At 34.9% G+C, this 13,392-nt stretch carries 10 protein-coding genes, 1 other RNA gene and 1 riboswitch; of the genes, 3 read left to right on the top strand and 8 right to left on the bottom strand.

Going from position 1 to position 13,392, the window contains the following annotated elements:
- The first annotated feature begins 2 nt into the window (after window positions 1-2).
- Window positions 3-1,727, top strand: a complete 1,725-nt coding sequence (gene cydC / locus HMPREF1052_RS01345) for a heme ABC transporter ATP-binding protein/permease CydC (RefSeq protein WP_005759125.1) — start codon at window positions 3-5, stop codon at window positions 1,725-1,727.
- Window positions 1,728-1,753: 26 nt separating this feature from the next.
- Here cydC and ffs read toward each other — a convergent pair.
- An RNA gene (gene ffs / locus HMPREF1052_RS10915) (signal recognition particle sRNA small type) lies at window positions 1,754-1,850 on the bottom strand.
- 135 nt (window positions 1,851-1,985) lie between these two features.
- Here ffs and tesB point away from each other — a divergent pair.
- Window positions 1,986-2,846, top strand: a complete 861-nt coding sequence (gene tesB / locus HMPREF1052_RS01340) for an acyl-CoA thioesterase II (protein WP_005759267.1) — start codon at window positions 1,986-1,988, stop codon at window positions 2,844-2,846.
- A gap of 81 nt (window positions 2,847-2,927) precedes the next feature.
- Here tesB and rlmM read toward each other — a convergent pair whose 3' ends face one another.
- Window positions 2,928-4,022: a 23S rRNA (cytidine(2498)-2'-O)-methyltransferase RlmM gene (gene rlmM, locus HMPREF1052_RS01335; protein ID WP_005758784.1), complete on the bottom strand. Its 1,095-nt coding sequence runs from the start codon at window positions 4,020-4,022 to the stop codon at window positions 2,928-2,930.
- Window positions 4,023-4,036: 14 nt separating this feature from the next.
- A complete protein-coding gene (locus HMPREF1052_RS01330) occupies window positions 4,037-4,924 on the bottom strand; it encodes a transcriptional regulator GcvA (protein ID WP_040596150.1) in 888 nt (295 codons plus the stop codon).
- Window positions 4,925-5,417: 493 nt separating this feature from the next.
- Between HMPREF1052_RS01330 and HMPREF1052_RS01325 the strand changes: the two genes are divergently transcribed.
- On the top strand, window positions 5,418-6,437 hold the full coding sequence (locus HMPREF1052_RS01325; protein ID WP_005759243.1) for a branched-chain amino acid aminotransferase: 1,020 nt from the start codon (window positions 5,418-5,420) through the stop codon (window positions 6,435-6,437).
- 51 nt (window positions 6,438-6,488) lie between these two features.
- Here HMPREF1052_RS01325 and cra read toward each other — a convergent pair whose 3' ends face one another.
- The 5 genes from cra to hemA form a co-directional block, all read right to left on the bottom strand.
- On the bottom strand, window positions 6,489-7,472 hold the full coding sequence (gene cra / locus HMPREF1052_RS01320; protein ID WP_005758887.1) for a catabolite repressor/activator: 984 nt from the start codon (window positions 7,470-7,472) through the stop codon (window positions 6,489-6,491).
- Window positions 7,473-7,645: 173 nt separating this feature from the next.
- On the bottom strand, window positions 7,646-8,137 hold the full coding sequence (gene ilvN / locus HMPREF1052_RS01315) for an acetolactate synthase small subunit (protein WP_005758939.1): 492 nt from the start codon (window positions 8,135-8,137) through the stop codon (window positions 7,646-7,648).
- A 1-nt stretch (window position 8,138) separates the two neighbouring features.
- Window positions 8,139-9,857, bottom strand: a complete 1,719-nt coding sequence (locus HMPREF1052_RS01310; RefSeq protein WP_005759137.1) for an acetolactate synthase 3 large subunit — start codon at window positions 9,855-9,857, stop codon at window positions 8,139-8,141.
- 248 nt (window positions 9,858-10,105) lie between these two features.
- On the bottom strand, window positions 10,106-11,644 hold the full coding sequence (locus tag HMPREF1052_RS01305) for a Na+/H+ antiporter NhaC family protein (protein ID WP_005759257.1): 1,539 nt from the start codon (window positions 11,642-11,644) through the stop codon (window positions 10,106-10,108).
- 96 nt (window positions 11,645-11,740) lie between these two features.
- A riboswitch (Lysine riboswitch) is annotated at window positions 11,741-11,917 on the bottom strand.
- 131 nt (window positions 11,918-12,048) lie between these two features.
- Window positions 12,049-13,371 carry a glutamyl-tRNA reductase gene (hemA, locus tag HMPREF1052_RS01300; RefSeq protein WP_005758974.1) on the bottom strand — a complete coding sequence of 441 codons (1,323 nt, stop codon included), beginning with the start codon at window positions 13,369-13,371 and terminating at the stop codon, window positions 12,049-12,051.
- Window positions 13,372-13,392: the final 21 nt, after the last annotated feature.

Here is a 13,392-nt window from a genome sequence, read left to right as displayed (position 1 = left end):
AAATGCGTTCACTGCTTCCCTTTTTAGGTTTATTTAAACATGCTAAATTCTCATTAATCTTAGGTGTAATCCTAATGATTGTGGGCCTTGCAGCTAGTCTTGGATTACTTACTTTATCTGGCTGGTTTCTTGCTGCTACGGCTATTGCTGGTGCAGGCACATTATTTAACTTTTTCTACCCGTCTTCCAGCGTTCGTGGATTAGCCATTGGACGGACAGTCGCACGTTATTTCGAAAAAGTCGTAACCCATGATGCTACCTTTAGAATCTTATCTAAATTGCGCGTACAAGTGTTTAGTAAAATTATTCCCTTAAGCCCAGCGGTATTAAATCGCTACCGTAATTCTGATTTATTGAATCGCCTAGTGGCGGATGTTGATACCTTAGATAACCTTTATCTTCGCCTTATTGCTCCATTTATTAGTGCAATTATTGTCATCGCTGGTATGACAATTGGCTTAAGTTTTATTAATCTACCCATCGCTTTATTTATCGGGATTAGCTTATTTATTTTGCTATTGATCATTCCCACAGTCTTTTATAAATTAGGAACAAAATTTGGTCAGCAACTTACCCGTTCTCGTGCAACCTATCGTTCTCAATTTGTAGAATTTATTCAAGCACAAGCAGAATTATTGTTATTCAATGCTGAAGATAAAGTAAAACAAGGTTTAAGCAAAACTGAAGCTGAATGGCAATCTTACCAACAGCAAGAAGCTAATCTTTCCGGATTATCCAGTGCTATTCTGCTATTTGCCAATGGTTTAATTTTATCCTTCACACTATATTTTGCCGCTTATGCAGATTTAGGTACAGGAATATATAAAGCCGCGCTGTTAGCTTTACTTGCTTTTGCTGCTCTAGCATCCTTTGAAATTCTAATGCCATTAGGTGCAGCTTTCTTGCATATTGGCCAAGTTATTGCCTCTGCGGAGCGTGTTACTGAAATTATTGAACAACCTGCATTAGTAAAATTTTCTGGAAATCAAACCGCACTTTTCCCCACAGAACACTTAATTGAAATAACAGATCTCTCTTTCACTTATCCTGAACGTGAAACTATTGCACTCAAGGAGATCAATTTGACTATTTCAAAAGGTAAAAAAGTCGCAATTCTTGGCAAAACTGGTAGTGGTAAATCTACCTTATTACAACTTTTAGTAAGAAACTATAACCCAACTCAAGGCGAAATTTTATTAGCTGGACAACAGCTTTCCGTTTATACAGAAAGTTGTCTACGTGAGCAAATTTGTTTCTTAACACAACGAGTTCATACCTTTAGTGATACCTTACGTAATAATTTACAAATTGCCAATAAAACCCAAATAACTGATGAAAAAATGCGTGAAGTATTATGTCAAGTAGGCTTGGATAAATTATTAGAACAAGATTTAAATTTATGGCTTGGTGATGGTGGACGCCCATTATCTGGTGGTGAACAACGCCGTTTAGGTTTAGCCCGAGTGCTCTTAAATGATGCGCCTATTTTATTATTAGATGAACCAACTGAAGGCTTAGATCGAAAAACTGAGCGTAAAATTTTAGCAATGATTCTAAAACACTGTGAAAATAAAACCTTAGTGATGGTCACCCACCGTTTAACGGCTCTCGAACAATTTGATCAAATTTGTGTGATCGATGATAGTAATTTGGTAGAACAAGGTTCATATCAAGATTTAATCAATAAACAACAAGGTTTCTTTAAAGGATTAGTAGAGAGAATTTAATAAGAAAAGAGAAAGTTGGGTGGAAACCCTCCCAGCTTGATCTCGGCACACGAAAATTCTGACCTTGGCTGCTTTCTTCCGAACCTGACCGGGTAAACCAGACATCATTGCGAGGAACCGAAAGGGTCTCCATTGAGCTAACCAACAGGTTAGTGGTGCTCATTATGCTATAACTCCCCTAGGATTGCAAATCTTTCTCTAAGGTTTATACTTGTCAGGCGAAAAATTATGCACATCATAAATTACCAAGGGAAAATTATGTCAGAAGTCTTAAATAACCTAATTGAATTACTAAAATTAGAACAAATTGATGATGCTCTCTTCAGAGGTCATAGCCAAGATTTAGGTTTCCGCCAAGTATTTGGTGGACAAGTGGTGGCTCAAGCGCTCTCGGCGGCAATGCAAGTTGCACCACAAGATCGCTTACTTCATTCTTGCCATGCATATTTCCTTGCACCTGGAGATAGCCAACACCTAATTATTTATGACGTAGAAACCTTACGTGAAGGCCGTAACTTTACTGCATTACGAGTAAAAGCAATTCAGCATGGTCGCCCTATTTGCCATGTAACCGCCTCATTCCAAATAGAAGAACAAGGTTTCGAGCATCAAACAAAAATGCCAAATATTGGTGCACCTGAAGACTTTATTTCTGAATCAGAGGCTTTACAAGCTGCTGCAAAATATATCCCTGAGGCGGTGCGTGATAAATTTACCACTGAACGTCCTTTTGATATTCGAGCAAAATATATTAATAACCCTTTTAATGGAAAGGAATTACCCCCAGAACAATATGCATGGGTGAAAGCAAATGGAAAAGTAGCACACAATCAAAATATTCAAAAATGTTTGTTAGCCTACTTCTCTGATTTTCATTGTATTTTGACCGCACTCCACCCTCATGCGAAAGGTTTTTTACAACAAGGTATGAAAGTTGCCACTATTGACCACAGTATTTGGTTCCATCGCTCATTTGATTTAAATGATTGGTTGCTTTACGCCATTGAAAGCAATAATGCTTATGCAGCTCGTGGTTTAGCCCGAGGTCAAATTTTTGATAAATCCGGTCGCCTTATTGCAACCACTCAACAAGAAGGATTAATTCGTTACTCCGAATAAAAGTGCGGTCAATAAATAAAAATTTTTCATAATTTAACCGCACTTTTTAAATTAGAACGCCATCTTATGATGGCGCTCTATTTATGCTTTTCTGACGGAAATATGAACTGTAATTTCTTCACGATCATGATAAAGATGTTTAGCTTGAATTTTATATTTGAGCTCTGCGTTATCTAGCGCATCTGTAATTACTTGCAAACAGTTTTGTACTTCTAAATAACGTTTTTTCATCGGTAATTTAAGATTAAAAATAGTTTCACGACACCATTCATTGACTAACCATTTAGCAATCAACGCAGCAACTCGAATAGGTTGTTCTACCATATCGCAAACCAACCAATCAATTTTACTACGTTTCGGTGGCTGAAATTTAAATCCATCTTCAGGACAGTGATCGATTCGCCCTGTATCATGTAAACTTGCTGCCATTTTTCCATGATCAACCGCATAGACAAATAAACCTCGTTTTACTAACTGATAAGTCCAACCTCCTGGGCAAGCACCTAAATCTACGCCATACATATTCTCATTCATTCTAGCTTGTTCTTCTTCTCTAGATAAAAAAGTGAGAATCGCTTCATGTAATTTTAAGGTTGAACGACTTGGTGCTTGAGATGGGAATTTTAAGCGTAAAATTCCCATAAAATTTGGAGAATGATTGTTATTGTATGAATAACCTACATAACAACAATTAGGCTCAATAAAGAAAACATGAAAAGTTAACCCACTTTTTTTAACTTCTTTAAAACCTAACCAACCTTTTTTACGTAAAGCTTGTCGTAATGGCACGGTAAATTTACGACAAAATGTAGAAAGCTCTTTTGCTTCATTAGTATCTGCCGTTTCAACAAAAAGTTCTGTTGTCTGACGAAAATTTACTTGTTCTGCGACTTTCTCATATTCTTTTATAATTGGAGTAATACGATCTGCTGGATCTAAATTTCTCAATAAATCCGAGATAACTATCATTTGACGTGCAAAAATTAATTGATTAAATGGTATCTCTCGAGCTAGCTGATCGGCTTCTCCGTCTTGATAACATTCGAAAATAACATAACCACTGTTATCAATAACTCGTGCAAAACCAAAAATCCCCTTATCTGCAGCTTTGTCTGTAATTTCAGCTGCGACTTCTTTTTCAAAGCCAATACGGCAATATAATACTAATTTATTCAAGTGTTTCTCTTTTGTTAATTTTTGCTAATTTGCATTTCTTGCATAATCCATTCACGGAAAGCAATGATATTCGGATCTTTAATACGATTTGCATCACTGACCACATAAAAAGACTTAGGATCATGTAATTCCATTGGTAACACTACTTGCAAATTACCTTTATCCATCTCTTGTTGAGCCAAAATACTATTAGCTAATACGATACCTTGTCCATGCACGGCGGCTTGTAACGCCATAAAAGTATGGCTAAATAATGGACCATGCTGAATATTTAAATTATCTACGCCTAAAGCTATCGCCATCATTTGCCAGTTATCTCGAGTATATACATGAATCAAGGTGTGATTTAATAAATCCTCTTTTTTATTTACTGGCTTATCCGCTAGTAATCGAGGCGAAGCTAAAATCAGCAAATTATCCGTAGAAAGACGTTCTGCTTGTAAATTATCCCAATTCCCATGTCCATAATAAATAGCAACATCAGTATCATTGGTCAATAAACCTTCATCTTGTTCAGTACTTTTAATTCTAACTTCTAAACCAGGATAGCGTTGATTAAAATCAGATAACCGAGGAACAAGCCAATGAATACCAAAACTTTGCGGTACACTAATTGTTAAATGCTGATTTTCCTCAGTCATAAGTTTTCCTGTTACATCTGCTAATTTTTGCAAAATGGGAGAAATATCTAAAAAGTAATTTTTTCCTTGTTCAGTTAATTCTAATGCTCTATTTTTTCGAATAAATAACTTAATGCCTAAAAAATCTTCTAATAATTTAATCTGGTGGCTTACTGCTGCTTGAGTCACGAAAAGTTCATCTGCTGCTTTTGTAAAACTTAAAAATCTAGCTGCACTCTCGAATGCCTTTAGTGAATTCAAGGGGGGCAATCGTTTAAACATTTTATCTTTCCAATTAATCATTTTTGGTTTATACTAAATTAAAACTGTTCGGATTAGTTTTTTTAATGTTTCAAATAAAAAAAAGTCGTTTGTTCATCTCATCAGACCTCCCTATAATGCGCCCGTACTTAATGATTAGGAATTCCTTTTTGTAAGAATTTATTCTTATTAAGTATTATGTTGTGTTTGCATATTGTTCGGGAAACCGAACTCAAGTAACTTAATTTTAGTTACTTATTTTAACTTCCTGTATATTTTAAACCTAAATTTGGGTTCGTAATGCACCGCTCTTTGAGCGGTGTTTTTTTCTTTCATCCCTCTCTAAGACACAATCTTTAGTTTTATGTTCCAGAATAAAAATGATATGGATATATTACCATAACTCCTTTAGTAACCACAGATAATTTATAATATTTCCTAAATAATTGTTTTATTTCAAACTATAATGGTGTACATTCGATACAATATGTAATACACAAAATAAGGATAAAAAATGAAAGATCTTGATTGGAAAAACTTAGGTTTTGGATATATAAAAACAGACTATCGCTATATTGCTCATTGGAAAAATGGTGAGTGGCAGAAAGGTGAACTAACAAAAGATAATGTTCTGCACATTAGTGAAGGGTCGCCAGCTTTACACTATGGTCAACAGTGTTTTGAAGGTTTAAAAGCCTATCGTACCAAAGATGGTTCTATTCAATTATTCCGTCCTGATCAAAACGCACTTCGTATGCAACAAAGTTGCGATCGCTTATTAATGCCTCGGGTTCCAGTAGAAATGTTTATTGATGCCTGTAAACAAGTAGTCAAAGCTAATGAAGAATGGGTAGGTCCTTATGGCTCTGGTGCAACTTTATATTTACGTCCATTCTTAATTGGTGTAGGTGATAATATTGGTGTACACCCTGCTACTGAATATATTTTCTCTATTTTTGTTTGCCCTGTTGGTGCTTATTTCAAAGGCGGACTTGCACCAAGTAAGTTTTTAATTTCAACTCACTTTGATCGAGCGGCTCCGCATGGTACTGGTGCAGCTAAAGTAGGTGGAAACTATGCAGCAAGTTTATATCCTGGTAAATATGCTAAGGAAAATGGGTTTGCTGACTGTATCTATTTAGATCCAGCTACTCATACCAAAATTGAAGAAGTTGGTTCAGCTAACTTCTTTGGTATTACTAAAGATAATAAATTTATTACACCTATTTCTCCATCAATCTTACCAAGTATTACTAAATACTCTCTTCTTTATCTAGCAAAAGAGCGTTTAAATATGGAAGTGGAAGAAGGCGATGTTTATGTGGCTGAATTAGATAAATTTGCTGAAGCTGGTGCTTGTGGTACAGCCGCGATCATTACCCCTATTAGTGGTGTACAATTGAACGATCACTTCCATATATTTTATTCAGAAACAGAAATTGGCCCTGTAACCAAACGTCTATATGATGAACTAGTAGGTATTCAATTTGGTGATATAGAAGCACCTGAGGGATGGATTGTTAAAGTAAAATAATCCTCTCAATCTTACTGAAAAAATGCCGAGTAAAATAACTCGGCATTTTAATTAGCAATTATGATAAGTCAGCTGTCTTTGAATGACTGTACGAGGTTGATTTAACTTTTTAATTCGCATTTTATGTAATGCAATACCTAATAAAGACTCAACTATTTTAGTATGATCTTGAATACTACAAATAACTTTATTTTCAAGTAACTCAAGCATTTCATGAGTACCGAAAGTCGCAATCACAAGTTCTTTTGGGACCCCTTTAAATTCTTTTATAAAGGAAATTAATAACCCCCGTAACAAAGTTAAAGAAGTTGAAAAAATAGCATCAGGAACACCATTTTTTTTAATCCATTCTGTCACTAACTGTTCAGCATTTTCTTTTCTAAATTTATTGGCATAGAGATAATTTACATTAATATTTTTCCCTGATAAGGCTTTTTTAAAGCCCTCTTCTCTTGCTTTACTCATAGCGAGTTCGGGTAATGCACCTAGAAAAAGGATAGAATTATAATTTTGCTGATTCACTAATTGAGTCGCCAGTTCATAAGCATCATAAATATCATCAGTAAGAACATTTTCAATACCATCTGAGCTAATATGACGATCAAAACCAATAATAGGTAAATTGTGTTGCTGATAATAATGATTATCTGCTGGCAATACTGTGGAAACAAACAACGCATCAACTTGACGTTGAAATAGATGCTTAGCACATTCTAACTCATTATTTACACTGTCATTAGAACAAGTAATTAAAAGTTGATATCCATTTTCACGACATAGCTGTTCAAGTTGATTAGCTATTTTTGCATAGCTGGAGTTTTCAAAATCAGGAATAATTAAACCGATGGTATTGCTCTTCCCTGCCCGTAACCCTGCCGCCATAGCATTTGGTTTAAAATCATATTCTTTTATTAAGGCTTGAACTTTTTCAATCGTTTTATCGCTTACGCGATATTGTTTAGCTTTGCCATTAACAACATAGCTGGCGGTTGTTCGAGATACACCAGCAAGTTTGGCTAATTCATCTAATTTCATATTTTATCCTTAAAATGTGGAATAGCTGAAACGATTATAGCCTTAGTAAAAAAATTTTTTTAGCCTAACTTTCTAAATATATGATCTACCTCTCAAAATAGTGATATTAATTTGTAATATTTAACTAGTTTGCTGAAATTATAGCTAATTTAACAGCAAACTATAAAAAAAATCTATAAACAGTTTTTCTCACCTCGAGATAAGCTGATTAAACCAGAGCGAACTATTTCAATTATGGACGTTTCCTCTTTAATTGCACTGATAAATGCATTTAATTTTTCTTTTGTCCCGGTTAATTGAATACTATAAGATTTTGTCGTCACATCTAATATTTGTCCTCGAAATATATCTGTTAATCGCTTAATTTCATCTCTTGATGCACCTGTAGCACGTACTTTCAATAACATCACTTCTCGTTCTACATGTTCACAATCACTTAAACTTACGACTTTAAAAACATCGACCAATTTATGCAATTGTTTCTCTATTTGTTCTAGTACTTGAGCCTCTCCAAAAGCTTCAATAGTCATTCGAGACAAGGTTGGATCATCTGTTGGTGCAACTGTTAAACTCTCAATATTAAATGCACGTTGTGAAAATAACGCAACCACACGAGATAACGCACCTGATTCATTTTCTAACAAAACCGATAAAATTCTACGCATATTATTTCTCCACTGGTTTACCTAAGAGCATTTCATCCATTGCACCACCGCTGATTTGCATCGGGTATACATTTTCTGTGGCATCCACAAGTACATCGACAAAGACTAATTTATCCTTTATAGCAAAGGCTTGAGTTAATTTTTCTTCTAATTCATCCACCGCATTAATTTGAATACCTACATGACCATAAGCCTCTGCAAGTTTTGCAAAATCTGGTAATGAGTTCATATAAACTTGAGAATGTCGACCTGAATAAATTAAATCTTGCCATTGTTTAACCATACCTAAGAAACGGTTATTTAAACTCACGATGACAATTGGTGTTGTATATTGTTTAGCCGTTGATAATTCTTGAATATTCATTTGAATACTACCATCACCAGTCACACAAACCACTGTACTTTCTGGGTGCGCAAATTTAGTACCAATTGCGGCAGGCAAACCAAATCCCATAGTTCCTGCTCCTCCAGAATTAATCCAATGTCGAGGTTTATCAAATGGGTGATGCAATGCAACAAACATTTGGTGCTGACCAACATCTGATGCAATATAAGCTTCACCTTTAGTTAACCGATAGATCATTTCAATAACTGCTTGTGGTTTAATATGTTGAGAAGTGCGGTCAAATTCCAAACAATTTTTTGCTTTCCATGCATCAATTTCCTTCCACCAATCACTTAAATCTGATTGTGATTTAAGTAAATCGGTATCTTGTAATAAGGATAAAAATTCAGTTAATACATTATCCACACTGCCAACGATAGGAATATCTGCGGTAATATTTTTAGAAATTGATGCTGGATCAATATCAATATGAATTATTTTTGCTGTTGGGCAATATTTTTCTACATTATTGGTTGTTCGATCATCAAAACGAACCCCAATACCTAAAATAAGATCTGCATGATGCATTGCACAATTTGCCTGATAAGTACCGTGCATACCTAACATGCCAAGAAACTGTCTATCCGTCCCCGGAAAACCACCTAATCCCATTAATGATGAAGTAACAGGTAAATTTAATTGTTTAGCAAATTGTGTTAATTTTTCACTACTGTTACCAATAATAACACCACCGCCAATAAATAATATTGGTTTCTTAGCAACCAACAAGGCCTTTAATGCTCTATTAATTTGACCTTTATGACCTTGAATATTAGGGTTATAAGAACGCAAGCTAACTTCTTTTGGATATTCATATAGATATTTATTCATAGGATTCATAATATCTTTTGGTATATCCACTACAACAGGACCTGGACGTCCTGTTGAGGCAATATAAAATGCTTTTTTAATAATTGTGGGAATGTCTTCCGTATGTTTCACCATAAAGCTATGTTTAACTACAGGTCGCGTTAAACCAATTGTATCGCATTCTTGAAATGCATCTGTTCCAATAAGATTACTACGTACTTGTCCTGTAATAATTACTAAAGGGACTGAATCGGTATAAGCCGTTAAAATTCCAGTGACTGCATTCGTCGCACCTGGACCTGAGGTTACTAACACACAACCAACTTCTCCTGTAGAGCGAGCATAACCATCAGCCATATGCACAGCTGCTTGCTCATGGCGAACTAACACATGTTCAATACCACCTAAGGTATGAATTGCATCATAAATATCCAAAACAGAGCCACCTGGATAACCAAATACATACTTCACGCCTTGATCCCTCAAGGATTGTACAACCATTTCTGCACCAGATAATTTTTTCATTGCCACCTCCCAACATTCAGAAAATCATTGTTATTGTTATCAAAAAATACTATCTAATGACTACAGTTTTACTCATAGCGATGAAGTTGTCTATTCTTTTTCTTCGCAGAAAACATTTTTTGACAGGATAAAAAACTAAAAAATCTAAATTATCAGGATAAAATAAAATACATATAATAAAAAAGTGCAACATAATGTTGCACTTTATAAAATAGCTAAAATAAAAATTTTATTTTTAATAACCAGTTTTAACGTTTTTTTACGATAAAAATTAAAGCAAATAATACAGCCGCCGTAGTAATAAACCCTAATAATGGAGATTCTGTAAAGCCTATAATTAAATAACCGCAAATCGTTGCCGAAGCTAAAATTATTGCATACGGTAACTGCGTTGTTACATGATCCATATGGTTACATTGAGCGCCTGTAGAAGATAATATTGTAGTATCCGACACGGGTGAGCAATGATCACCACATACAGCGCCAGCCATTACAGCTGATAGACAAGGCAATAAGAGTTCTGGTGCGGCATTAACAGCAATAGCTGCTGCAATTGGTAACATAATTCCAAAGGTTCCCCAACTTGTCCCTGTGGAAAAAGCCATAACTGTAGCAAGTATAAATAATAAAGTAGGTAATAAAGCTGGAGATAAATTACCTGAAATTAGCCCAGATAAATAGGTTCCTGTTTGCATATCGCCAACAACTTTATTAATTGTCCAAGCGAAAAATAAAATCAGGATAGCGCCTAACATTGATTTCATACCAACCATCCACGCTTTGATATAATCTGAAAAATTTAGTTTACCAGCCAATAAAATTAAAATTGTTGAAATTAATACCGCACTTATTCCACCTGTAACGAGCGAAATACCTACAGTAGTATTTTCAAATGCGCCTAACACCGAAAATGGCTTTCCGTCTGCTGATAAGACCTGATTTCCTGTATACATCATCATACCAATTGTCGCAATGATTAATACGACTATAGGTAAAATCAAATTACGTACCTGACCTTTCACCACATTTTGCTCAACTTCATTTAAATCATGCTGTTCTAATGCTAATTTTTCATGACGAGCCATTGGTCCAATATCAAAAGAAAAATATGCCACAATAAAAACAAAAATAATGGAGAAAATAGCATAAAAATTCATCGCGCTCATGGACATAAATGCACCAATAGGCGTATAACCACTAATTGAATGTTCAGCTAATACTCCAGCAACTAGGGTAATAATATATGCACCCCAACTAGAAACAGGCATCAATACACACATTGGTGCAGCGGTGGAGTCTAGGATATAGGCTAGTTTTGGACGAGACACTTTAAATCTGTCAGTGACTGGACGAGCAATGGCGCCTACCGCCAAACTATGAAAATAATCATCAATAAACGTTACAAAGACTAAACATGCAGCCATAATTTTAGCACCACGTCTGCCTTTTATATGCTTTTGAGCCCATTCAGCGAATGCCTGATTGCTGCCAGATACGCTAAGAAGTGAAGTTAATATTCCTAACAATAAGAGGAAAATAATAATATTCACATTATTATCATTTAATACAAATTGATCATTTTCATTAAAACTAAACATTAATGAGGAAACACGATCAAATAAATAATTGAGTCCTTCAAAAATATTACCCGAAGATAGCATTAATGCACCGACAATAATCCCGACACTTAATGAAAGTAAAACTTTACGAGTAATAATTGCTAAGCCAAGTGCCAGAAGAGGAGGCAATATAGACCAAATAGAAGTCGAAAAATCTGCAAGTTGCATTGGTTTACCTAAATATAAAAATTAGGAACAGCTACTGAGATTAAGTAATCGAGAGATTAATAAGGCAGGAAAAAACCAAAGAAACGATCCTCTCACTAAACTAGTAGCGCTCCATAGTTAATCAAAAATACTATGGCAGTAACGTTCCTTTCGGAAACGCTCCCAACCAGTTAAGATGACGCCTAACTGATTTCGGCAAATATTCCTTTCATTTTCCTTCAACGTTATCCACTCAGGAAAAATACTAATAATATCCGCACCTCTACCCGTATAGGGAGATTAAAGAGTACAATAAATTTAATAAATTGCCAAGTAAAATATACTTGAGTAAATAGAATAAATGATGACAAAAAATAAGGGGAACAATATAAAAGCTTTCAAAAACGCTAAAAACAAATAAATTCTCATTTTATATCGGTCTTCTCTACGCCTAATGCACTAGAAAAACTACGTAACCCCTGAATACTTCCTAATTTCATCATGGTTTGCATCGCTTGTGTAGGCGAGTGAATTAATTTATTCATTAATTTATAACTTAACTCTTGCAATACTTTTTCAGGATCTTCATGTTGTTGAAGCGCTTGTATTGCTTTCTCTAATAGCTCTTGTCTTGTTTGTTCGGCAGTTTCACGATAAGTGCGGATTAAATTAGAAAATTGATGAACTTTCATCCATTCAAAAAAATCATTAGCTTCCTGATCAATAATATTTTCTGCTTCTTTAGAAGCTTTTTCACGCTCAGACATATTTTGCTGAATAATATTATGTAAATCATCTACTGTATAATGATAAACACTATCTAATTCATTCACGCTCTCTGCAACATCTCTAGGAACGGCAATATCGACAATAAGCATTGGCTTATCACAACGAGCTTTTTGTGCCAGTTTTACCATTTCCTGAGTAATTAACACAGTAGGACTTCCTGTTGAGCTAATGACAATATCTGCTTGATTTAAACCTTCTTGCAATTGTTCTAAAGATAATACTTGAATTGGATTACTTGATTCTAATTTTTCAATTAATAACTCTGCACGAACTAAAGTGCGGTTCGAAATAATTAATTTTTTTACACCATGACGTAATAAATGGCGTGCGACGAGTTCTATAGTTTCTCCCGCTCCCACGAGCAAAATATTTAGATCTCTCAATCCTTCAAAGATCTGCCGAGCTAAGCTACAAGCTGCATAAGCTACTGATACCGCACTATTGCCAATATTGGTTTCTGTTCGAACACGTTTTGCAACAGAAAAGTTTTTTTGAAATAAACGAGATAATTCACTTGAGACGGGCAAATGTTGTTGTTGAAAATATTCTTCTGTATATTGATAAGCTTGTTTTACTTGACCTAGAATTTGAGGTTCGCCAAGAATTAATGAGTCTAAACCAGAAGATACTCGCATTAGATGATTTACAGCAGCTTGGTTTTGCTTGATATATAAACTATCTTTAATATCATTCTTATCAAGCTGATGAATCCCTGCAAACCAATCGACACATTGTTCAAGCCATTTTTTATTTTCTAAATCAGCTTCAGGAGAAATATTTTTATTATGCAAATAAATTTCTGTTCTATTACAGGTAGATAAAATCACTTCACTTTGGGCTAACTCAGATTGCTGAATTTGTTGCAAAGCTAATACTCGCTTTTCAGGAGAAAAAGCGACTTTTTCACGCAATGCAACGCTCGCTGTTTTATGGTTAATACCAAGAACTAAAATTGTCATTTGAAAATCACTTCAACATTT

It is taken from the genome of Pasteurella bettyae CCUG 2042, assembly GCF_000262245.1.
GTDB lineage: Bacteria > Pseudomonadota > Gammaproteobacteria > Enterobacterales > Pasteurellaceae > Basfia > Basfia bettyae.
Note: the sequence above shows the minus strand (reverse complement) of the source record. Positions and strands in the feature narration are given on the sequence as shown.